Genomic DNA, 22,417 nt, shown 5'->3' with positions numbered 1-22,417 from the left:
AAATTATATCTTATTTACGCCTAATCCCGCTTTATCGTCCTGCTGAATTTATTTCAGCATCTTTTTAGCGTGAAAGACCCTGAAATAAATTCAGGGTGACGACCGTCTTAACAGAAAACTTGATTAAAACGCCACAAAATGAGATTTAATAATCGAACTCAGGTTAATACGTAAATAAGCCTATAAAGGTTTTAATACCCGCATTAATCTTCCATAATTTCAGCTACGCGGCCTACTTGGCCATCTTCGAGCCTCACTTTTATTCCTCTGGAATGAAACGCCGATGAAGTAAGCAGATCTTTCACCACGCCATAAGTGATATTTCCTGACCGCTGATCTTTTTTCAAGATAATTCCGACTTCTAATCCTGGATAAATGTCTTTTCTGTTTTGCCCGTCCATTTGTGCTATAATATGATTAAAGCTTCAAAATTCCATAATTATTTTGAGTGTTATGGCAACTTACTGAAATCTATTTCAGGTTTTTTACCGGTAGTGCTTCTGGTAAGGATTTTTCCTGGTGTGGTATAATCGTTAAAAAAGCCCCCGTTCTTTAAATAAAAGGCTCCTTTATCTACTCCTCCCTGATAATCCATCCGATATCCCTTTGCTCCTGTGTTGTCGGTAGTAAAGCGGGCAGATTTTAATTCAGTCCATGTCCCCTTATCATCGCAGATCCATTGGTTATCAAACAAAACTTTCCGCGATAAGTCGCCCTGTACAGGTGAAAAGTTTTCTAAAAAGGAATGGAAGCGTTTTAAATAGGTTTTAGTTTGTGGCCTGGTAAAACTGGCTATCAATTGCCATTTATTGGTTTCGGGTGCAAAGAAATAAGCAGTATAGGTAGTTAGACTATCTTTTCCAGGCACACCATGCAACAAGAATTTATAGGTATTTCCTGCTTTCCACATATAGTTTAGGTAGCTCTGACCTCCAGCGCCTTCATTACCAAACTCCCCAGTATGCACACCATCGCCTTTCTTAAGCATTTTAATCTTGTGCGATTCCGGAATACTCTTAGGGTCGTCGGTATTGAAAGGGCTCCATACCGAAAATAAGATATGTCGCTCGGTTGGACTATTTACCTGCATACCGAAATAGCCTTCACCAAATCCGTTCGCCATAAAATAGGAGCCTAAAATATCTTCACCTTTTGGTACGGTTACCTCGTTATAATACCACGCTGCATTTATATTTTCAGGTTGTTGATAGTTGAGGTGAACCGATGGCCCACGTCTGCCCCAATGAAAAAAGTTGCCTTCATTGTTTTTAACATAAGCCGTTTTGCCTTCAGTTGCTGTTCCACTAACGGATAAGGCTTGTATTGAAGGGAATTTCGCTCCACTTTTGCTTATTCCTTTAATGGTTAAGGCAACGTAGCCAGTATCTTTAATGGTCCATTCACCAATCTTACCATCAAATGACTTGGTTTCATCGAAACTTACCTTTTTAGATTGATTGTTGATGGTAAATTCCAAAACCGATTGTCCGTCTACCGTAGGTTTATCGCTTAACGATACCGTTATGGTACCAGGTTTAGAAACCCGAAAATAAGCTGTAAAATATTCTTTTGGATTAGACCAATTTATGATTCCCCTGTTGGATAATGTTCTTTCTGAATCCTGATGTAAAGAACTGTAGGCATTACCTCCAAGTGGAAGGGAAATTGCCGTAGCATTTTGGGCATGACTTTTTAGCCCCATGACACCGAGTACGATCAGTGTTACTAGTTTAAAAGATTTCATTTGATGATTTTTAGATAACTTATTGAACTGCAATTCTAATTCAAATTATCTAAAAATCAATCTTTAAAACCAAATCGTTACTTACCGAATTTTTCGTTAAACATTTTCTCTAGGGCAAACATTTCGTCACGCAGCTTTGCCGCCTGCAAAAAATCCATATCTTTTGCTGCTTTTTGCATATCCTTACGCGTAGTATCAATTGCTCTTTGCAGCTCTGCTTTACCCATATATTGTACAATGGGATCGGCGGCAATGCTGATTTCGGCATTTTCTACATAAGCCCTGGCTTTATTATCGCTTGCTTTCTGAGAGAAATCAAGGACAGATGTTTGCTCTAAAATCGCTTCCCTTGATTTACCAACAGTTTTAGGCGTAATGCCATGTTCAAGGTTATAAGCAATCTGTATATCCCTACGTCTGTTCGTTTCTGATATGGTTTTCTCCATGCTATCCGTAATGCTATCAGCATACATAATTACACGGCCTTTATCATTACGGGCCGCACGGCCTATGGTTTGGATCAGTGATTTTTCAGACCGTAAGAAACCTTCTTTATCCGCATCTAAAATAGCAACCAAAGTAACCTCTGGCAAATCCAAACCTTCTCGCAAAAGGTTAATTCCAACCAACACATCAAATTCTCCTAAACGTAAGCCACGAAGAATCTCTACACGTTCCAAGGTTTTAATTTCAGAATGGATATACCTGGTCTTGATATTTAAGCGATCAAGATATTTAGTTAATTCCTCAGCCATACGTTTGGTTAATGTAGTGACCAGAATACGTCCGCCATCTTTTATGGTAATATCTATTTCATCTAGAAGGTCGTCGACCTGGTTAATGGCAGGTCTAATCTCAATAACAGGATCTAACAAACCTGTAGGTCTAATTACCTGCTCAACTACCACACCTTCTGATTTTTCCAATTCATATTCAGCCGGAGTTGCACTTACATAAATGGTTTGCGGGGCAAGCGCTTCGAATTCATTAAAGTTTAAAGGTCGGTTATCCAGTGCAGCCGGCAAACGGAAACCGTATTCAACTAAAGATAATTTCCTCGATCTATCCCCACCGTACATGGCTCTGATCTGCGGAACGGTAACATGGCTTTCATCGATCACCATTAAATAATCTTCAGGAAAATAATCCAACAGACAGAAAGGACGCATGCCGGGCTGCCTTCCATCGAAGAAACGTGAGTAGTTTTCGATACCGGAACAATAACCCAATTCTTTCATCATTTCGATATCGAAATTGGTACGTTCTTCCAGCCGTTTGGCTTCCAACAAATGTCGATCTGCAATTAGCTGGTTTTTACGGATTTCCAGCTCCTCCTGTATTCCCCAAATGGAAGAATTGAATCTATCTTTCGGGGTAACGAAAAGATTGGCCGGATAAATAGCCATATCCTCTAATTTCTCTATGGTTTTTCCGGAAACCGGGTCAATTGCAGAAAGTTCTTCAATATCATCACCAAAAAAAGAAATGCGGTAAGCATGATCAAGATAGGCCGGATAAATATCAACAGTATCGCCTTTAACCCTAAAGGTTCCACGTTTAAAATCTGTTGTAGTTCTCGAATATAAAATCTCAACCAAGCTATGCAAAAATGCATTCCTCGAAATCCTTAAGCCCACGCCAAAACGGAAAACCATCCGGGAAAAATCTTCGGGATTACCCATACCATAAATACAGGAGATGGATGATACCACGATAATATCGCGTCTGCCGCTCATTAACGAAGAGGTAGTGCGTAACCGGAGTTTTTCAATCTCTTCGTTTATGCTCAGATCTTTTTCGATATAAGTATTGCTTGATGCGATAAAAGCTTCTGGCTGATAGTAATCGTAATAAGAGACAAAATAATTCACCGAATTTTCAGGGAAGAAATTTTTGAACTCGCCGTAAAGCTGCGCCGCCAAAGTTTTATTGTGACTCAAAATCAGGGTAGGTTTTTGCGTCTGCTCGATCACATTGGCTACCGTAAATGTTTTTCCCGATCCCGTAACGCCTAGTAAAGTTTGATAATGTTCGTTGGCATTTACGCCATCTACCAATTGTTTTATCGCGTTCGGCTGATCTCCGGTGGGTTGATATTCTGAGGTGATTTTAAATTTCATGGGATAAATCAAACTTAGTTAAAATTGATCTTTAAATCAATTTTAATGTGCTCTCCTCCGCTTATAAAAACATAAACGGCTGGGAGGAAATATACGGTTTAGGCTGCAAAATCTAAAACAGGAGAAAGTCAGGAAAGTTGGGGTAAGAAGAAATTTATTCCCTTCAGAATTTTATAACCTTCAATATTCAAATACCCTTTTAGGCTGACTAGAGGCGTTCAAACCTAGTAAATCGAAAGTTAAACTTTTGATTTACTAGGTTAATGTGTATGTTTGTGTATGTTGATTATTAGAAATCTTGCATCCCATTTAAGAAATAGGCTTAAAAAATCTCCAGCTATTGCTATTCTCGGGCCGCGGCAGGTCGGAAAAACTACGCTGGCAAAAGATTTAAGCAGTGACTATATATATCTCGATATGGAAAATCCTAGGGATGTTGCTAAACTACAAGATGCTTACACTTTTCTCGAAAGCCTCCAAGATCATACTGTAATTATTGATGAGGTTCAGTTGTTACCGGCATTATTTTCTCTGTTGCGACCATTAATTGACGCTAAAAGAATACCGGGAAGATTTATATTGTTAGGATCTGCTTCACCAGAATTGGTTAAAGGGGTTTCTGAAACCCTGGCAGGTAGAATTTCTTATAATGAATTATGTCCCATCGGACTAACTGAACTACCTGATACAATAGGTTTTGAACAACACTGGTTTCGAGGCGGATTTCCAGAATCCTTACTATCAGAAAACGACTTGCTTAGCAAAGAATGGATTGATGATTTTATCGTAAGTTATGTAGAAAGAGACTTAGCAAAGATGTTTGGCGTCGATTTGGCCCCGATGCTTCTAAGAAATTTCTGGAGTATGCTTGCGCATTTAAACGGAAATCTATTTAATGGGGAATCCTTTGCAAGATCTTTAGGAGTAAGTGCACCTACTGTAAATCGGTATTTAGATTTTTTAGAGGGAGGTTTTTTGATCAGACGATTACAACCATGGTTTGTTAATTCCAAAAAGCGTTTAATTAAGTCGCCAAAAACATATATCAGAGATACGGGCATTTTACACCGTTTATTAAACATCCCAAGTTACAGTGATTTGTTTGGCCATCCAGGTGTTGGCGCATCCTGGGAAGGTTATGTAGTTGAGCAGATTTATCAAATAAAGGATAAGCAAACGGGCCTTTTTTTTTACCGTACACAAACTGGGGCAGAATGTGATTTAATCCTTGTGCAGGGAATTACTCCAATTGCATGTATTGAAATCAAACTATCAAATGCACCCACCATATCTAAAGGATTTGTCAATTGTATAAATGATCTGGAACCAAGATACAGATATATTATTACGCCAAATAGCGAAACTTACCTATCATCAAACGACATCACAGTAACCAATATCAAACATTTCTTATCGAACATCCTACCTCAGATACAATAAAAAAACCTGCTGAAATCAACAGGTTTTTTTATTGTCAGGCGTCATTCTCGCGCAGGCGGGAATCTTAATGCCACCAGCTTAAAGATTTCTCCTCCCTCGGCCGTGGTTTGTGTCCCCACGAACCACTAATTATTATTTACCCAAGCTGAAATTGTTCAGTTTCGGTCTGTCAGGACACAGACCGAGGTGTTAAGCGATCGTCATTCTCGCGCAGACGGGAATCTTAATGCAATCTACAAATCCTACTAAGGCATTACGATTATTCATAAGTTTTCTTTTTATTCAAAGGCATTCATGAGCACTACGTGGTTCCCAATCATTTGGAAATGACGATCGATCAGGATAATAATGCGGCTATTTACCCGCTGCAGCCTGCATTGGGTTTTTACCAACCGACTGGCCTCTTACTGCCCCACCAGCTTTGGTTTTATATACCTTAAACTTACTTTCTTTTGCTTTACCGCCCCAAGTGTTATTTGAGGTGTCGATATCTGCAGTTTCGCGTAATGGATCAATTAAAATAGAAGCTACTTCTTTATTTTTAACATAAAACTTAGCTGTTTTCAACTCATTATGTCTCCAGATCTGAGCTGGAATACGGTCTATTTCCTTTGTTCCATCTTTATAGGTAAACTCAACAATGATAGGCATTACCAAGCCTCCTTTATTGCTAAAGCTCAGTTCGTAAATAAATTTGTTGCCATATTGGTCCTGCTCTGCTGAGGGAACCGCTTCTAATGTTGCAGCAGTTTCTGTTTTGGTAGCAACCGTGGTATCAACTGTAACCATTCCCCTATCATATTTATAGTAGAAATCTTGTGCTGCAGGAGTTTTATCTACATAAAAATTATTTTTCTTATCCTCACGGTTCCTGATTTTCGAAATATCTTCAAAGGCATTAACGGCGGGCTTATCAATTTTAACCATTTTCGATTTGGCTTCTGGGAAATCCTTAGGGAAATCGGCTTTCGCAAATTTCACGCTATCCAAAGATATATCACATGGATCGGTTCCATAAAACCAACCTCTCCAAAACCAATCTAAATCTTCGCCACTAGCATCTTCCATGGTACGGAAAAGATCTGCAGGTTCAGGATGTTTAAAAGCCCATCTTCTCGAATATTCTTTAAATGCGTAATCGAAAAGTTCTCTTCCCATGATAGTTTCGCGAAGAATATTTAAACCGGTAGCGGGTTTCGAATACGCATTCGGACCGAAACGGGTGATATTTTCAGAGTTGGTCATAATTGGCTCCAGCTCATCCTTTGGCAGTTTCATGTAATCTACAATGGTATAGGCCGGTCCTTTTTTACTTGGAAATTTGTTGTCCCAAAGCTCTTCAGTCAAATACTCAACAAAAGAATTTAGTCCTTCATCCATCCAAGTCCATTGGCGTTCATCACTATTTACAATCATCGGGAAGAAGTTATGTCCAACCTCGTGAATAATTACACCTAACATCCCATTTTTAGTGCTTTCGCTGTATGTTCCATCCGTATCTGTTCGGCCATAGTTAAAACAGATCATTGGGTATTCCATTCCATTTGCGGCTTCAATACTTTGTGCAACAGGGTAAGGGTATGGGATGGTAAAATCTGAATAGGTTTTAATGGTATGCGCTACCGCACGGGTAGAAAACTTACTGTAAAGGTTGTACGCTTCCTTTCCATAAAAACTCATGCACATTACGGTATTGTTATTGGCCTGAATTTTTTGAGGCATGGCATCCCAGATAAACTTACGTGAGGATGTCCAGGCAAAATCGCGGACATTGTTCGCATTAAAAACCCATGTTTTTTTAGCTGTAGATTTTTTGGTTTCTGCCAGTTTAGCTTCAGCCAAGGTTTGTATTTCTACAGGCGCGGCCGCAGTTTTAGCAGCATTATACCTACTTAATTGAGTTGGATTTAAAACAGCGCTATAATTGATACACTCCCCCGTTGAACCGACCAGGTGATCAGCCGGAACAGTCATTTGAACTTTGAAATCGCCAAAGGTTAAGGCAAACTCGCCTCTACCCGTAAACTGATGGTTCTGCCATCCCTGAAAATCGCTATATACACATAAGCGTGGGTACCACTGGGTCATGGTAAAAAGGTAGTTCCCATCGGTTGGGAAAAACTCGTAACCTCCACGGCCGCCAACACTCATCCGGTCAGAAATTTTATAGTTCCAATCGATATTGAAGATAAATTTTTGCCCACTTCTCAGCGCTACAGGCAAATCTACCCTCATCATGGTTTTGTTAACCGTATAGGGTAAGTTTTTACCGGCTGCATCGGTTAATTTGGTAATATTTATACCAAAACCATTATTTCCTGTTACACTTAACTGATCTAAATTTTTAGTGGTTCCGGTAGCAGGCATTTTAGTCGCATCCTGGTAATTCGCATTGCGATCCATGCTATGCTCGTTTTCATCAAGCTGCAACCAGATATAAGTTAATGGATCAGGAGAATTATTGGTGTAAGTGATCGTTTCAGATCCGGTTAATAACAGATTTTTTTCATCCAGCTCGCATTTGATGTTATAATCGGCACGTTGCTGCCAGTATTTAACACCAGGCGCTCCGCTGGCTGTACGTTGTTCATTAGGTGTTGGCAAAATGGTGCCCAACTGCTCAAACTTATTCCCATGGTTACTCCCTGGGTTATTCTGAGTATTTTGGGCCATAGCCAGGCTACCAGAAAAGAATAGCAGGCCGGTTAAAGTAAATAGTTTATTCATGATATGGTTTATTAAAAAGGAATTCGTTCTAAAGCCATTTTTAAAGCCAGGCTAAATACGGCTGCTGATATAAATAAAACCCAGTTCATACGCTTTATGCGGGTATAATTAAAAATTAAAAAGGTAATTAAAAGAATGATGATTACCATAAAAACTTGTCCGGCTTCCAAGCCTACATTGAACCCAAATAGGCCCCAGCCAATATTCTGATCTTTGGCCAGCATGATCCGGATGGAGTTTGCAAAGCCCATTCCATGAATAAGACCAAAACCAAGCGCCAAAAAATAATTGATCTTAATTGATTTTAAGGAGAAATTCTTTCTAAACAAATTGCTGATTGCGGTAATTACAATGGTACAGGGAATTAAAAATTCTACCCATTTGCTATCAAACCTGATCATATCCAATACACTTAAAAGTAAGGTAAAGGAATGGCCAATGGTAAAAGCCGTAACCAATATAAGCACCTGTTTTAAATTGACATAACTGTAAATGGCAACCAGTGCCAAAATAAACAGCTGGTGGTCTAAAGCATCGGCACTGATGATATGCGTCCAACCCAATTTAAAATAAAAGATAAAATCTTGTAACGGCATGAATAATAAGCTAACTATTGAGAATGAAATAGTTTACAATAGCTAAAATTATATTTTTAATTACAAAAACCCCAAATATCTTGTAAACAAAAGTCTAAATACCAAATTTGTTACTATTCTTTAGGTTATTTAGTGCTTTTTGGCGAAGTTTTACCGCAAACAACTGGGTTTACAGTTGTAAACAAAATTGTTGTTTAATATACATAGCCAATACGGTAACTTGGTACTTATAACTATTGGTCTTCTATTCAACATTATGCTTTGGCTTAAATATTATTTACAAAAACCAGAAAAGGGTTTCGATCCTGTTCCAAAAGCTTTTGCTGAAAAATATGCGGCTCATGAATATAAAAAAATTGACAGCAAGGTAATAGATTTTATAAAAACCCACTTAGGTGATTTCGAAAACAAAACTTTACTTGATCTGGGTGCCGGGCCCGGGCAATATAGTATTGAATTTGCCAAAAGGGGCGCAAAAGTAACCTGGCACGATATCAGCCAGAATTATTTAACAATAGCAAGAGCAAAAGCTCGGGACCAAAATATAACAGTAAATTTTTCATTGGGCTATTTAGAAGAAGCCCATGGCAAGTTCGATATTATTTTTAACCGCATATGTTGGTATTATTGCATTAACGATTACTGTTTTGCAAAATGTATCTACAACTTAATCAAAGAAAACGGCTACGGTTTTATTGTGGTTAACAATGAGAAATTTCTTCGTGAAGAACTTGCAAAAGAATCGGGTTTTAGAAAATTGGCCATTAAAATAAGCTTTTGGCTCAATGAAAATTTCAATATTAAGCTTACACATGTTCATCCATCCCATAAGAAACTAAGTAAAATATTTGCCCGCTTAAATTTCAGGCACTTACATGTAGAACAATGTGGGCATAACACCTTAATTACATTTAACAAGTAGAAGATTATGTGTTAACTTTGCCCCTTTAAGGAAAGATTTAATATGTTGATGCGTAAATTAAAATATAGCTTTTTGCTTTTGTGTGTTGCTTTTTTTTCTGTTGGAGCAGGAATAAAACACCCTTTGCATGTAAGCACAACTGAAGTAAACTTTAATACCAAGGATAAAACCTTAGAAGTAAGCTGTAAAATCTTTTCTGACGACTTTGAGGCAATTTTAGCCAGATTATACAAACAGAAAACCGATCTGAGCAATCCGAATATGAAGAAGGCAATGGATGAATTGGTGAAAAAATATCTACTTTCTCATTTACAGCTAAAAGCCAATGGCAAAGCGGCTTCAATGAACTACATCGGATTTGAGATCGATCATGAAGCTACTAATATTTATCTTGAGGTAGAGAAAATTCCGTCCGTAAAATCGGTTGAGGTGAGCAACACTATTTTATATGATATGTTTGATGATCAGATGAGCATTGTACATCTAGTAAAAGGCCCTAACCGTAAAAGCACAAAAATCCTTTACCCTGAAAAAAAGTTCACAGCAAACTTTTAATTGTAATTTTTGTATTAAATTACGGCTCAATGTTAAATTACCGTTAATTTTAGAAGGCAATATTATTTAGGTTAATATCTGCTGAGAAATATTTCTTGTAATCTTTTTTTAAATACCGTGTTGTTAAAATAAGTTATGCATCTAATCATCTTCTCCAACATATTAACGTCTCGGATAAAATATATCTTTAATTTTATTTTTAAAGATATTCTTAAAACAGAATTGGAATTTACAGGCAATAGCCAATATTTTCTACAGAGCGAGCATGTCAAAATCAGTTATGGCGAAGAGCCATTGGGTGAGGAACTTTTTTTTAAGTGTACCGCTTTACTCTTCTCCAACAAATTAGAAGAATTTAAGCCAAAAACCATTCCTTTTAGCGAATATCAGGCTCCTTTTCCGGTTGCACAATCTGCCTTGCCATTTGATGTTTTTGCTGCCTCATTTTTTATATTAAGCCGTTATGAGGAATATTTTTATCCCAAAAAAAATGAAGAAGAATTTAGGCCATCAAAAAGCCATCAGCATAAATGGAAGATTTTAGATAAACCGATTATTGATGAATGGGCATTGATCATTAAAAGTTTGATCAAAAACAAGCATCCACATTTTAAGTTCCACGAAAAGAATTTTCAGCACCAGCCAACCGTTCACTTCAATATTTTGCCCAACTTACCCGAGGGATTATTAAATAGGACCAAATTTATTTTCAGTGCTATCTTTAAAAAAGATAACAATTACCTGAGCTCGAAATTTGACAGGTTAACAGGGGTAGGGATTAATAATGAGCATGTTTTAGATGAGGTAAACCAGCTATTTTCTTCAAAAAAAAGTAATCCGCTCTATTTTGTCGATTTTCCTGACGTGCCGATAAATTACATTAGGATAAATGGCGTTTCAAAAATACTTAGCAATCAATCAGTTGGACTATTAAGGCCTTGTGCCAGCGATAAGCAAAAAATGCTCGAGATTAAAGAAGGCCTTGTTAAGCTCAAAAAAATCAACCCAAACCCTGCACCTGTAAGTAGTCAGCAGTTAGAAGTATTAAAATTCCCCATTTGTTATTTAAATATTCTTAATTCCGGTATTACTTCCGATTATTCTATGGGTTATAGTAATGTACCGGGCTTTAGGGCCGGAACCTGTACGCCATTTAACTGGTATGATCTTCAGCTCGAAAAAGTAACCCCTTTAATCGTTAATGCTTACTGCCTCACCGATTATATTCTTCAGTTTTTAACGCATGAGGCAGCCACTAAAACAATACACCAATATATCGGTGCAGTGAAGGTAGTAAACGGTACCTTTTATAGCAGTTGGAGTCTAAAAAGTCTGTCTTCAAATGCAAAATACAAAAAACTAAAATCGCTGTTTAAAGAAATGCTCGATTATGCCGGAAATTGATTTTAATTTAATTTATCCGGCTTAAAATTGCTAATTTTAGTAATTAAACGTCCCAAGGAATAAACCTATAAGATACCGGAGACATTATTATGATTTTTGATGTAAGCAAGACAAAATCTATCGCCAATACCTTTATTGCCGAACTTCGGGATGAGAACATTCAGAAAGATTCGATGCGTTTCCGCAAAAACATGGAAAGGCTTGGTGAGTTTTTTGCCTACGAAATCAGCAAATCATTGGAATATACCATTCAAGAAATCGTAACCCCTTTGGGTGTATCGTCCTGTGAGGTTTTAACTCAACAACCCGTTTTAGCTACTATACTCCGAGCGGGGCTGCCACTTCAACAAGGTTTGCTTAACATCTTCGACAAAGCCGAATGCTGTTTTATTTCTGCTTATCGAAAAGTAAAGAAGAGCGGCGATTTTGTAATCCAGATGGACTACATTTCTACCCCAGATCTAGAAGGAAAAGTTTTGATTATGGCCGATCCAATGTTGGCAACCGGACAAAGCATGGTGATGTGCTGTAAAGAACTGATCAACCGCTACAAAATTGCAGAACTTCATATCGTTGCCGCAATAGCCAGTACAGAAGGTGTTGCGCATGTACGCGCCAATCTGCCTAAAGCAAAACTTTGGCTTGGAGCAATCGACGAAGAAATGACCAGTAAATCTTATATCGTGCCGGGACTTGGCGATGCTGGCGATCTGGCTTACGGGGAAAAGGTTTAGTTTTAGTCCAAAATCTATAACCGTTAACAACTTATGAATATAATAATTCAACAGTATGATTAAATGAACTATTATGAAAGAAATAGTTAAAGTGACATTTCATTCATAATAATAATTAAACACATATTTGGATAGATTGAATCCAATCATTACCTACTGAATCGTTCAGGCAAGTTAATAGTCAGATTTTTTATCTAGTTTTTTAATCATTCTTGTAATAGCAAAAAATTGCTGGGCGATTATTGCCTTGGAACATTTGTAATATATGAAAGCAAATGAATCCTATTGAGGAAGAACAGCTACAGGTTTCCCATTTAATCCCTCGTTTACCAAATAAGTGACAAACCTGGAAAATGCACTGATATTTTGCTCAACACTTGCCTGTTCCAGTGCCTTCATATATTCATCTCTTTTTTCTACTGGAATTACTGTCCAAGGGTATCCCCCCGAAGCCAACATTGCATTCATCAGAAATCGACCCATTCGCCCATTGCCATCCATATAGGGGTGAATGAAAACAAAAACAAAATGCCCCAAAACCGCCCTTACCGAAGCTTCAGGCTCAGCCTCCAAAAGTTCAAATAGTACAGGCATGCAATCCCTCATTGCATCAACACTCAACGGCACGTGCTGTGAATTACTAATATATACCTGATTATTGCGATAACCAGCCAGATCAGAAGCTTTCAAAATACCTGCGGCAACGCTTGGATCAAATAACTCACGATACCAACGCGGATGATCTTGATCAACCTGTCCTCCCGGATTTTTACCATTTAGGATCTTTTTTACCGACTCTTTCACTACCTGAAAAGTCTGAAAATAGCCGCGCGCAGCCATTGCGTCCTTCTGCCTTCTATCCTCCGCACTCCCTTGGGTATTCCAGGTATCTGAACTGACCCTTTCTATCAGTTCAGGTGTTACTCTGTATCGCTCTATAGACAAAGAGTGATAAGCATCGGTAACATACATCGAGTCCACATCATCAAGATAAGCTTCATGATCTTTAGGAAGCCCAAGTGATGCTGGAAAATCCTGTATTACCTCTTCTCGCATTTGTTGCCACATAAGCTTAATACGATTAACAAAAGGAGACCGTTCCCGTGAAGAAAGATCTATAGCAAGTCTAGTCTGAAAAGGATCATCTTCCCGTACATCGTAACCTGCTTGCCGCATGGTTTCAATGATCTGATCAGCAATCCTTTCACGACCGATATTTCTAAAGGCGCCAGCTAGGCGGCCAGCGATTACTGAATGACCATTTTCAAGTAATACAGGAAGTAACTCAGAAGCATCTCTGATTAATGAGAGCGCTGTCCGCGCATCAAGCCCATTACCGCCAAACGAAGCAGCAGAACAGTAAATAAGAGCGCCCTGTAAACTATACATTCTTATGCCCTTTTCCACAGTAATCAATTCAGAGGCGGGGAGATCTGCTCTATAATTAAATAAAGACGTGTTGTGCCCCAATGAGGTCGGATTATTGTTCCCATTAGGCGATCGCAAAAACAACTGAGCAGGAACAGACCAGTTCCCTGCATGAATCCTCAGTGACTGATCGGCTGATAAAATCCAATCATTACCATATCTGGAATTTAGAAATTTCACACAGAAATCCCAATACGAGCTATACCAGGAAGTTGTTTCGCCGGGACCGACAGTAGGATCAGAGCTCACATACCAACCTTTGATTACCTCCTTTATAAAACCATTTTTCAGCAATATCTCGCGGTAGACACGATTAGGTAAATCAGCAACAGTTATTGCTACTTCGTTTCTATCCTGCAAATCCTTTAGCTTATGTAGTGCCGCTGCAAATCTTTCCTGTGGTGTTGCCATTTGTATTTTTTTAATAGAAACTTCTATTCCCCTGATCCATAATGCTATAATACAAATGTATAAATTTTTCGGGGTATTTCTATTAAATGGTGTTGTGGCATTTCTATTAAGTGATGTTGTGGTATTTTTATTAAATGACGTTGTGTACTTCAATCAAGTTTTGCATATGGCATTAAAAATGATGATTCCAGGAATTGTTCAAAAAACAATGATACCAGGAAATCACAAATAATAAGCTACCAATCCATCATTCCCATATGATATGATAAACATCCGTTAGTTAAAAAATGAAGCAATCACGATGGTCAAATAATCTGACGAATTGTTATAATCAAAAATCATTAGGCTACCTTTGTGAAAATCATCACTCATGAAAAAGCACATTTTCTTCGACCTTGACCACACCATTTGGGATTTTGACCGTAATGCCGAAGAAACATTAAACGAGCTATACCAAACCTATAAACTAGAGGAGCTTGGCTTAAAATCGTGTGCGGACTTTATTACAACATATACCGAAAATAACCATCAGCTCTGGGCCGATTATCATTTGGGAAAAATTACCAAAGATTTTTTAAGATCGGAAAGGTTTAACAAAACATTCATTCAATTAGGTATTCATCCTGATGCGGTACCTCATCAATTTGAGGACGATTATGTAAATATCTCACCCACCAAAACCAATTTGTTCGATGGGGCAGAAAATGTTTTGGGCTACCTACAGCAAAAATATACCCTACATATTATTTCTAATGGCTTTAAGGAAACAACCTTAACCAAAATGAACCTCTCTAATCTTAATCCTTATTTCGAAAACGTAATTATCTCAGAAGACGTGGGTGTAAATAAACCAAACCCTATTATTTTCGAATATGCATTGGATAAAGCAAAGGCTTTAAAAGAAGAAAGTATCATGATCGGTGATAGCCTTGAAGCTGATATTTATGGTGCTTTAAATTTTGGTATGGAGGCTATATTTTTCAATCCATTACAGAAAGAAAAACCTGGTGATGTGCAGAAAGAAATTGTACATCTCGAAGAATTATTGAAACTTTTTTAGTTTTACCCTTTTTTGTTTGGTTTTGGCATTCGTTTGGCATTAGCTTAAAACACACACAAATGAAACCTTAATTAAAATGAAGAAAACCATCTTTTTAGGATTGGCAATGCTTTTTGCTACCCTAAGTTTCGCTCAAAACAACCGCAGTTCTGCCGAAGTATTTCTGCAAATTACCAAACCGGGCAGGTATACAGTATACTTAGACGATGAAGTGGTGGGGTCAGCTACTGGCAGATTTCGTTTTTACGATGTATATAATTCTAAACCCGAGTTGTCTATAATGCAAGGCGATAGATTAATCCTAAGAGAGCGGATTAACGTAAATGCACAGGAGCGTCTCATTTTAGGTTACGATAACGGCAGGCTGAATGTAATTAAACAACTTAGCCTGTTTCGCAACAATCAATACGCTCTAGATGATTTTTATGATTATACGGGGGATCTCAATACGGGCCCTATTCAACCAACTCTAGCTGACCTAAACTATAGGCTATTATCGCCTGAAGCTTTTCAAGAATTTTATACCAGCTATAAAAAATCAAGTTTTGATAATGAAAGGGTGGGACTCATCAACGCGGTAAATAAGAAAGCTTCATTTTCCAGTAGTCAATGCAAACTCATACTCAAAGCATTTACTTTCGATACTGAACGTTTAAAAACTGCCAAAAGCCTCTATCAAACGGTTGTATATCCACAAAATTATTTTACAATCGCCGAAACATTCGAATTTTTCAACTATAAAGATGAATTCTTAAAATATTTGGAGAAACAGTAATTCAGCTTATCTTTATTAAATGACGGCTGCAAAAATAAAGGCATCGATACATAAAATTGTTGATGCCTATAAATCGAAATTATCTCACTATTCTGAGGATATTTTTCAAACTACGCCACCCATTGCCGGATGGAGTTACAGCGAAGTATATTCGCATATTTTCGATTCAAGCCTGCTCTCGTTAATTGCGCTCGAACGCGCAGCAAGTGGTAAAGGCGAAAATAAACCCACACATTTTATTGTAAAACTGATTTTGGTTTTAGGCACTTTACCACCGGCAAAACAGTATAAAGTTCCGAAAAGACTGGCCGAGCGTGTTAAAAAAATCAGCAAAACAGAAGCCCTCGATTTTATTTTAGAGTTTGAAAAAGGTCTTGATGATAATTATCCTGTAATTGCCCATGCAAAAGCCAATTGTAAAACAAAACACCCACGGCTAGGTTATTTAAATGCCAAACAATGGCTAAGGTTTATCGAAATTCATTTAAAACATCACCTCAAGCAGCTAGAAAGAATAGAAAAGAGTTTTTAGACGTAAATTAATTTCGCCATATTTGAGTAAATTAATCTCAGTCCCATGAAAAACGCTTTTTACCTGTTAGCCTTAACGCTACTTTGCGCCTGTAATAGCGAAAGAAACAAACTGCTCAAGCTGTTATTCCAACACCTACGGGAATACAGGGACTTCAAAAAAGCAATACTGTGCAGCCCGCAGCGCAAAGTGCCAAAACTAACCTAATTTTCAATCCGCCACATGGCGATGCAGGCCATACCTGTGCTTTAGCAGTTGGTGCACCATTACACCAAACAGTTGCCGTTCAACCACAAAAAAGCGCTAGTCCACAACCGGTAACGATTCCGGCGCCTCCTATAGTAAATACATCAGGTAAAAAACTTAATCCTAAACATGGAGAGCCTGGCCACAGATGTGACATAGCTATTGGGGCACCGCTGGATAGCAAACCAACTCAGGTAGTTACCACACAGCCTGCTGTAGTGAAACAAACTTTAGCGATAAAAACAGGAAAGGGTTTGAACCCACCTCACGGCCAGCCCAACCATCGATGCGATATTGCTGTAGGTGCACCTTTAAACAGCAAACCTGCTCCGGTGGTAAATACTGTTCCTGTACCAACACCTGAAACCAAAACAACAGAAACAAAAGCGCTGGAGACAAAAAGTGAAGGGAAATAATAGTACATATATTGTGTACTTAATATTTTGAATTTTCAGCACCTAACTTAACGCACATTTTTTTACATCTTTGCGTTAATGAAATTACCCGCCATAAAAGGTTTTGATGAAGAAGCATTTAACAAGTATTTAAAAAATACGGGGTGGGTGATATTTGGCAAAGGGCTCAGCCTTATTGTAAATGTATTAATTACAAGCTACCTAGGCCCTATTTTATTTGGAGATTTAAGTTTTGGACTGTCTTTGGTAGCTATACTTGCTGCAGTAGGCGCCTTAGGGCTTGATACTTTCATTATCCGTGAAATTATTCAGGAACCCGATAAGCGTGATGAAATTCTTGGTACTTCGTTATGGCTCAGAATAGCTACAAACGGCTTACTTATCCCTATTGCCATTGGTATTTATTTAATCAGCCATAATTTATCATCAAATCCCGGGACTCCCTTAACCTTACTTATTGGCCTGCTTGCTTTCGCATCTTTTTTTAAATCATTTAATGTTATAGATGCGTATTTTCAGTCTCAGGTACAATCCAAATATGTTGTACAAGTTCAGAACGTCTGTCTGGTTACGATTTCAATAATTAAAGTAGCCATTATTGTGTTATCGCTTCCCTTGATTTATATTGTATTTGCATATGTTTTAGAAGGATTGATCTTGGCGGCAGGCCTGATAATCGTTTATCAGAAACGAGGCTTTAGTATTTTTAATTGGCGTTTCGACAAACAACGAGCGAAATCCTTATTAAGAAAATCATCTCCACTTATCCTTTCAGCTGTAATGGTTTCCATTTATATGAAGATAGACGTGGTGATGCTTAAAAGTGTTGGTAGTAAAGCCATTGGGATTTACAGTTCCGCACAAAACCTCAGCGAGGCTTGGTATTTCATTCCGGTTGCAATTGTTACCTCTGTATTCCCTGCTTTATTAAATGCCCGGAAAACAGATCTAGACCGTTATCAAAAGCGGCTTAAAAACCTTTACGATCTACTAATTTTTATAAGTTTACCTGTTGCCTTATTTATCAGCTTTTTTGCCGCAGATATTATTCACCTTATTTACAGAGGTAAATATGATGGTGCTGGTCCGATGCTGTCGATCCATATCTGGTCAGGGATTTTTGTATTTCTAGGTACCGCAAGTTCCCAGTATTTAGTTGCCGAGGGCTTTACCAAAATCTCATTTTATAGAACAGCCGCAGGTGCTATAATCAATATTCTGCTTAATCTTTGGTTAATTCCAAAATATGGTGGTGTAGGGGCATCAGTTGCAACCCTCATAGCCTGTTCTGTATCAACATTTTATCTTTTATTAATCCCTAAAACCAGGCAACAAGGTATAATGATGTTAAAATCATTATTTTTGGTCACCGCATTTCAAAAAATATTTAAACGTTGAGCACTCTAAAAGCATTAACCACATTAATTGCAAAGCCAAGCAGGCTTAAGGCATTATTATCATACGGACATAAAGGCTATCTGAACAGCATTGGCTGGTTCACGGCTTTTGATAAAAAACAGGCCGTAGACGGGCAAGGAAAAGCATTGCCATGGGTAACCTATTCGTTTATCGATTTTATTAAAGAACGCATAAACAAAACACAGCATATTTTCGAATATGGCTCTGGCAGTTCTACTATTTTTTATGCCGAAAGAGCTGGCTCGGTAACTTCTGTGGAGCACGATAAAGGCTGGTTTGATAAAGTAAAAAATACAAGTCTGGCCAATGCCGAGATGATATTCTGCCATTTGGAAAAAGATGGGGAGTATGCCAAAAAAGCAACCTTGCTCGATAAAAAATTCGACATTATTATTGTTGATGGTCGCGACCGTGTAAACTGTTGTAAGTATAGCGTTGATGCTTTATCAGAAAGCGGAGTATTAGTTTTGGATGATAGTGAACGTGAAGTTTATCATCCTGCCTGTGTGCTTTTAAAGGCTCAAGGTTTCAAAGAAATCAGCTTCAGTGGGATTTCACCAGGCCTTTTTTACGAAAAAGCAACCTCAGTTTTTTATAAACAGGATAATTGTTTAGGTATTTAAATCAGTAAGCATCATGTTAAGCGAAGAAGTAAAAACGGCCTACGATAATTTTTATACCAATAGCGATGTAGCATGGAGAATGCTTGGCGCAAAATATAAAGCACAGAACATTGTTGATGTTTGCAAAGGGTTAAAGCCTAAAAAAGTGCTCGAGGTTGGCGCTGGAGATGGCAGTATTTTACATTTTTTAAATGAATGGCATTTCGCGCCCGAACTCTACGCTTTAGAAATTGCACAAAGTGGTGTCGACATTATAAAAGACCGTAACCTCGCCAGTTTAAAAGAAGCACAAACTTTTGATGGGTATCAAATCCCTTATGAAGATGATGCATTTGATCTGATTATTCTTGCGCACGTTTTAGAACACGTAGAGCACGAAAGGATCCTGATCCGTGAATTGAAAAGGGTAGCAAAATATATTGTTGTTGAAGTACCTAAAGATTATCGCTTTGGTGTAGACCAAAGAATGAAACATTTTCTGGATTATGGGCACATTAACATGTACACCCCAACTTCTTTAAGGTTCTTGTTGCAGAGCGAGGGATTAGAAATTCTAGAAGATAAAGTTTCGATGACTGCACCAGAAACGGTAAAGTTTAATGAGTTTATTAATAGAAAAGCACCTAAAACTTTTTCTAAAAAATTAAAAATCGAACTGGAATACCGGATTAAAAAAACCTTAGGCAATTTGTTTGGGAAGAAAAAGCAAGAACAGTTTGCCAATGCCTATACGGTGTTAACCAAAAAATCAGACCATAATCTACATATATTTTAGATAATTAAATGGGAATACAGAGGGCAAGATTTATCCAAACTTATATGAACCTTAAACCTCTTATATGGTGAAACTGTAACTGGATATACTGTTATCTTAATAATTGGAATTTTATTCTGACCATTTAACCATATAAGGAATAGAAGAAAATATAAGTGTATTGCTCTTGCCACCAAACTTTAATTTAATATATTGCAATAGAAATTAAATTCTGTTAAAAATACATCCCTATTTATCATTTAATAAAAATAAAAAAGGAATGCTATTAACCAGAAATTATTTAAAGGACTTAGTTTACAAGGTAAACGGAGCAGCTATTGAGGTCCACAGAACATTAGGCCCAGGGCTTTTAGAATACACGTATCACAAATGCATGATTCACGAGCTGGAAATCAGAAATATCAATTTCAAATCGGAGCTAACCGTCCCAATAGATTATAAAGGACTAATAATTGATTCAGAACTAAGGTGTGATTTGCTAATTGAAGACTCCCTAGTCGTTGAATTTAAAGCCGTTGAAAACGTTGCACCAATCCATGTGGCCCAACTACTAACTTATATGAAATTACTAAGGCTACCACTCGGACTAATGATAAATTTTAATTGTTTACATATCTTTTCAGAAGGCCAAAAAACATATGTAAACGAGATATATGAATCAATTTATTAATATATTTTTGCTTTACCTTATATGAACCTTAAATTTCTTATATGGTGAAAGGTGTAGCCAACTTATTATTGTGGTTAACCCTATAAAGCTTCAATCATAAAACAAAAATGCAAAACCTTGCCCCAATAGCACTTTTCGTATACAACCGCCCGCAGCACACCGAGCGTACGTTACAATTCCTGCAACAAAATGAATTGGCAGCACAAAGCCATTTGTATATCTTTTCTGATGGTGCCAAAACAGATCAGGATAAAGAAAAAGTTGCTGAAGTAAGAAAAATCATCAAAAAAACAGAAGGTTTTAAATCGGTTAAAGTAATCGAAAGCAAGGTAAATGCAGGTTTAGCCAATTCGGTAATTGCAGGTGTAACCCAATTAATAGCAGAATACGATCAGGTAATTGTTTTTGAAGATGATCTGGTTACCTCTCCCCATACTTTAGCCTATTTCAATAATGCTTTAAACCATTACCGCGAAGAGGAAAGGGTAATGCATATAGGAGCTTATATGTATCCTCTAAAATCAGATCAACTTTCGCAATCGTTTTTCTACAGGGCGGCCACAAGTTGGGGTTGGGCCACATGGGGAAGGGCATGGAAAAACTTCGAACCAGATATTAACATCCTTATAAAACAGTTTGATAAAAAGAAAAGAGCTGCATTTTCCATCGACAATAAAATGAACTTCTGGAAACAGATGTTAGCGTTTAAGAAGGGAAAAAACAACAGCTGGGCAATTAGATGGTATGCTTCTATCTTTTTAAAAGGAGGCATCACACTTAACCCATCGCAATCACTCGTTAACAATATTGGCCATGATGGCACTGGCGTGCACTCAGGAATAAATGATATCTACAACGTAATTATCAACCCCAAGCCCATTGTTGAGTTTCCGACCACAATAGCCGAAGACCCCATTGCATACAAAGCCATCAAAAGCTTTTTGATTAAACGGAAAGGCAATATGGTAACCCGTGTTAGGCGTTTTGTTAAAGAAAAGCTGGCACAATACTTTTCAAAGAAATAATTAAGCTGATATAGCTCACTGTTGTAGACAATTAAAAAAAATGACAAACCTTTTTTTAATTGTTTATGTTGCTTTTATACATCGAAACTATAAAATAAAAAAACATGAAAACGACAACAGCAACAGCAGAGGTATTAAACGATCTGGTTCAAATTAATAACGATCGTATTGAAGGTTATGAAAAAGCCCGTCAGGAATTAAAGGATGGAGATGCCGATCTGAAAACGCTATTTCTAAATATGATTGCCGAAAGCCAAAAATATAAAATGGCTTTGGCAACAGAAATATCGGCATTGGGTGAAGACATTGAAACCGGAACAACAAACTCCGGAAAAATTTACAGGGCATGGATGGATGTTAAAGCACTATTTACCGGCCACGACCGTAAAACTGTTTTAAACAATTGTGAGTTTGGAGAAGATGCAGCACAAAATGCATATAAAATGGCATTAGAGGAAGAGGATCTTCCTTCAAATATCAGAGATTTAATCTCTGACCAAAAAGCATCGTTAAGAGTATCGCATGATGAAATTAAAAGATTACGTGATGCGCAAGCATAAGTGACCGAGATAAAACAGAAAAACCTCCTTCGATTTATTATCGGAGGAGGTTTTTTTATAGTATTTCGTCCTTTAGATTTGTTTTGATATTTTATTTAAGGATCACAAGTATTTACTTTGCTTAAATTATAAATCAGATTACCTAAAGCGGTAGCGGCACATTAAAAGTTCGTCAAGGTTTTTATGCCTATGAGATGATGCAATCCGCTACCGTTTTTTCCCTTAGTGACCAGAT

Annotated in this window: 21 protein-coding genes; 15 read left to right on the top strand and 6 right to left on the bottom strand. The window is 37.6% G+C overall.

What is annotated here, in order from left to right; genetic code table 11:
• Window positions 1-203 precede the first annotated feature (203 nt).
• The 3 genes from AW17_RS18685 to uvrB all read right to left on the bottom strand — a co-directional run bounded on the left by AW17_RS18685 (window position 204) and on the right by uvrB (window position 3,864).
• Window positions 204-401: a YwbE family protein gene (locus tag AW17_RS18685; RefSeq protein WP_029278858.1), complete on the bottom strand. Its 198-nt coding sequence runs from the start codon at window positions 399-401 to the stop codon at window positions 204-206.
• Between the two features lie 50 nt (window positions 402-451).
• Window positions 452-1,744, bottom strand: coding sequence for a DUF3472 domain-containing protein (locus AW17_RS18680; RefSeq protein WP_029278856.1), 1,293 nt, complete (start codon window positions 1,742-1,744; stop codon window positions 452-454).
• 77 nt (window positions 1,745-1,821) lie between these two features.
• On the bottom strand, window positions 1,822-3,864 hold the full coding sequence (uvrB, locus tag AW17_RS18675; protein WP_029278854.1) for an excinuclease ABC subunit UvrB: 2,043 nt from the start codon (window positions 3,862-3,864) through the stop codon (window positions 1,822-1,824).
• 279 nt (window positions 3,865-4,143) lie between these two features.
• Here uvrB and AW17_RS18670 point away from each other — a divergent pair, with 279 nt between their 5' ends.
• Window positions 4,144-5,304, top strand: a complete 1,161-nt coding sequence (locus tag AW17_RS18670; RefSeq protein ID WP_029278852.1) for an ATP-binding protein — start codon at window positions 4,144-4,146, stop codon at window positions 5,302-5,304.
• A gap of 354 nt (window positions 5,305-5,658) precedes the next feature.
• Here AW17_RS18670 and AW17_RS18665 read toward each other — a convergent pair whose 3' ends face one another.
• Complete coding sequence (locus AW17_RS18665; RefSeq protein WP_029278850.1) at window positions 5,659-8,031, bottom strand: M1 family metallopeptidase; 2,373 nt, start codon at window positions 8,029-8,031, stop codon at window positions 5,659-5,661.
• A gap of 11 nt (window positions 8,032-8,042) precedes the next feature.
• A complete protein-coding gene (locus AW17_RS18660) occupies window positions 8,043-8,627 on the bottom strand; it encodes a HupE/UreJ family protein (protein ID WP_029278848.1) in 585 nt (194 codons plus the stop codon).
• Window positions 8,628-8,883: 256 nt separating this feature from the next.
• On the opposite strand from AW17_RS18660, the gene AW17_RS18655 reads away from it, so the two are divergent.
• From AW17_RS18655 to upp, 4 genes are all read left to right on the top strand, one after another.
• On the top strand, window positions 8,884-9,549 hold the full coding sequence (locus AW17_RS18655; RefSeq protein ID WP_029278845.1) for a class I SAM-dependent methyltransferase: 666 nt from the start codon (window positions 8,884-8,886) through the stop codon (window positions 9,547-9,549).
• A 48-nt stretch (window positions 9,550-9,597) separates the two neighbouring features.
• Entirely contained in the window at window positions 9,598-10,104 is a 507-nt protein-coding gene (locus AW17_RS18650; protein WP_029278843.1) for a DUF6702 family protein, read from the top strand.
• A gap of 135 nt (window positions 10,105-10,239) precedes the next feature.
• Window positions 10,240-11,508 (top strand): DUF7033 domain-containing protein, encoded by a 1,269-nt coding sequence (locus tag AW17_RS18645; RefSeq protein ID WP_029278841.1) that lies wholly within the window; start codon window positions 10,240-10,242, stop codon window positions 11,506-11,508.
• A gap of 89 nt (window positions 11,509-11,597) precedes the next feature.
• A complete protein-coding gene (gene upp / locus AW17_RS18640; protein WP_029278839.1) occupies window positions 11,598-12,242 on the top strand; it encodes a uracil phosphoribosyltransferase in 645 nt (214 codons plus the stop codon).
• Between the two features lie 282 nt (window positions 12,243-12,524).
• Here the strand turns inward: upp and AW17_RS18635 are convergent, their stop codons facing one another.
• Window positions 12,525-14,234 carry a Fic family protein gene (locus AW17_RS18635; RefSeq protein WP_245235103.1) on the bottom strand — a complete coding sequence of 570 codons (1,710 nt, stop codon included), beginning with the start codon at window positions 14,232-14,234 and terminating at the stop codon, window positions 12,525-12,527.
• A 217-nt stretch (window positions 14,235-14,451) separates the two neighbouring features.
• On the opposite strand from AW17_RS18635, the gene AW17_RS18630 reads away from it, so the two are divergent.
• The 10 genes from AW17_RS18630 (at window position 14,452) to AW17_RS18585 (ending at window position 22,182) form a co-directional block, all read left to right on the top strand.
• Entirely contained in the window at window positions 14,452-15,141 is a 690-nt protein-coding gene (locus AW17_RS18630) for a YjjG family noncanonical pyrimidine nucleotidase (protein ID WP_029278835.1), read from the top strand.
• A gap of 76 nt (window positions 15,142-15,217) precedes the next feature.
• Window positions 15,218-15,916, top strand: coding sequence for a proline and serine-rich protein 1 family protein (locus AW17_RS18625; RefSeq protein WP_029278833.1), 699 nt, complete (start codon window positions 15,218-15,220; stop codon window positions 15,914-15,916).
• A 19-nt stretch (window positions 15,917-15,935) separates the two neighbouring features.
• Window positions 15,936-16,448, top strand: coding sequence for a DinB family protein (locus AW17_RS18620; protein WP_029278831.1), 513 nt, complete (start codon window positions 15,936-15,938; stop codon window positions 16,446-16,448).
• A gap of 170 nt (window positions 16,449-16,618) precedes the next feature.
• The gene (locus tag AW17_RS18615; protein WP_051691960.1) at window positions 16,619-17,110 is read left to right on the top strand and encodes a hypothetical protein; all 492 of its coding nucleotides are present in this window, start codon (window positions 16,619-16,621) and stop codon (window positions 17,108-17,110) included.
• 78 nt (window positions 17,111-17,188) lie between these two features.
• Window positions 17,189-18,508, top strand: coding sequence for a flippase (locus AW17_RS18610; protein WP_029278827.1), 1,320 nt, complete (start codon window positions 17,189-17,191; stop codon window positions 18,506-18,508).
• On the top strand, window positions 18,505-19,152 hold the full coding sequence (locus tag AW17_RS18605) for an O-methyltransferase (protein WP_029278825.1): 648 nt from the start codon (window positions 18,505-18,507) through the stop codon (window positions 19,150-19,152). Before AW17_RS18610 ends, AW17_RS18605 begins: the two co-directional genes overlap by 4 nt.
• Window positions 19,153-19,165: 13 nt before the next feature.
• Window positions 19,166-19,927, top strand: a complete 762-nt coding sequence (locus AW17_RS18600) for a class I SAM-dependent methyltransferase (protein ID WP_029278823.1) — start codon at window positions 19,166-19,168, stop codon at window positions 19,925-19,927.
• A gap of 259 nt (window positions 19,928-20,186) precedes the next feature.
• Window positions 20,187-20,597 (top strand): GxxExxY protein, encoded by a 411-nt coding sequence (locus AW17_RS18595; RefSeq protein ID WP_029278821.1) that lies wholly within the window; start codon window positions 20,187-20,189, stop codon window positions 20,595-20,597.
• A 107-nt stretch (window positions 20,598-20,704) separates the two neighbouring features.
• Window positions 20,705-21,622 carry a glycosyltransferase family 2 protein gene (locus tag AW17_RS18590; protein WP_029278819.1) on the top strand — a complete coding sequence of 306 codons (918 nt, stop codon included), beginning with the start codon at window positions 20,705-20,707 and terminating at the stop codon, window positions 21,620-21,622.
• A gap of 104 nt (window positions 21,623-21,726) precedes the next feature.
• Window positions 21,727-22,182, top strand: a complete 456-nt coding sequence (locus AW17_RS18585; protein WP_029278817.1) for a PA2169 family four-helix-bundle protein — start codon at window positions 21,727-21,729, stop codon at window positions 22,180-22,182.
• The last annotated feature ends 235 nt before the right edge of the window (window positions 22,183-22,417 follow it).

Origin of the sequence: Pedobacter borealis DSM 19626, from assembly GCF_000708285.2 — a bacterium.
In the GTDB taxonomy this organism is placed as follows: Bacteria; Bacteroidota; Bacteroidia; order Sphingobacteriales; family Sphingobacteriaceae; genus Pedobacter; species Pedobacter borealis.
This window is presented reverse-complemented; position numbering and strand designations above follow the sequence as displayed.

What these genes read in the sequence shown, in the direction of transcription:
- AW17_RS18685 (WP_029278858.1), bottom strand. Translation starts at nt 401, where the DNA reads ATGGACGGGCAAAACAGAAAAGACATTTATCCAGGATTAGAAGTCGGA.
- AW17_RS18680 (WP_029278856.1), bottom strand. Translation starts at nt 1,744, where the DNA reads ATGAAATCTTTTAAACTAGTAACACTGATCGTACTCGGTGTCATGGGG.
- uvrB (WP_029278854.1), bottom strand. Translation starts at nt 3,864, where the DNA reads ATGAAATTTAAAATCACCTCAGAATATCAACCCACCGGAGATCAGCCG.
- AW17_RS18670 (WP_029278852.1), top strand. Translation starts at nt 4,144, where the DNA reads ATGTTGATTATTAGAAATCTTGCATCCCATTTAAGAAATAGGCTTAAA.
- AW17_RS18665 (WP_029278850.1), bottom strand. Translation starts at nt 8,031, where the DNA reads ATGAATAAACTATTTACTTTAACCGGCCTGCTATTCTTTTCTGGTAGC.
- AW17_RS18660 (WP_029278848.1), bottom strand. Translation starts at nt 8,627, where the DNA reads ATGCCGTTACAAGATTTTATCTTTTATTTTAAATTGGGTTGGACGCAT.
- AW17_RS18655 (WP_029278845.1), top strand. Translation starts at nt 8,884, where the DNA reads ATGCTTTGGCTTAAATATTATTTACAAAAACCAGAAAAGGGTTTCGAT.
- AW17_RS18650 (WP_029278843.1), top strand. Translation starts at nt 9,598, where the DNA reads ATGCGTAAATTAAAATATAGCTTTTTGCTTTTGTGTGTTGCTTTTTTT.
- AW17_RS18645 (WP_029278841.1), top strand. Translation starts at nt 10,240, where the DNA reads ATGCATCTAATCATCTTCTCCAACATATTAACGTCTCGGATAAAATAT.
- upp (WP_029278839.1), top strand. Translation starts at nt 11,598, where the DNA reads ATGATTTTTGATGTAAGCAAGACAAAATCTATCGCCAATACCTTTATT.
- AW17_RS18630 (WP_029278835.1), top strand. Translation starts at nt 14,452, where the DNA reads ATGAAAAAGCACATTTTCTTCGACCTTGACCACACCATTTGGGATTTT.
- AW17_RS18625 (WP_029278833.1), top strand. Translation starts at nt 15,218, where the DNA reads ATGAAGAAAACCATCTTTTTAGGATTGGCAATGCTTTTTGCTACCCTA.
- AW17_RS18620 (WP_029278831.1), top strand. Translation starts at nt 15,936, where the DNA reads ATGACGGCTGCAAAAATAAAGGCATCGATACATAAAATTGTTGATGCC.
- AW17_RS18610 (WP_029278827.1), top strand. Translation starts at nt 17,189, where the DNA reads ATGAAATTACCCGCCATAAAAGGTTTTGATGAAGAAGCATTTAACAAG.
- AW17_RS18600 (WP_029278823.1), top strand. Translation starts at nt 19,166, where the DNA reads ATGTTAAGCGAAGAAGTAAAAACGGCCTACGATAATTTTTATACCAAT.
- AW17_RS18595 (WP_029278821.1), top strand. Translation starts at nt 20,187, where the DNA reads ATGCTATTAACCAGAAATTATTTAAAGGACTTAGTTTACAAGGTAAAC.
- AW17_RS18590 (WP_029278819.1), top strand. Translation starts at nt 20,705, where the DNA reads ATGCAAAACCTTGCCCCAATAGCACTTTTCGTATACAACCGCCCGCAG.
- AW17_RS18585 (WP_029278817.1), top strand. Translation starts at nt 21,727, where the DNA reads ATGAAAACGACAACAGCAACAGCAGAGGTATTAAACGATCTGGTTCAA.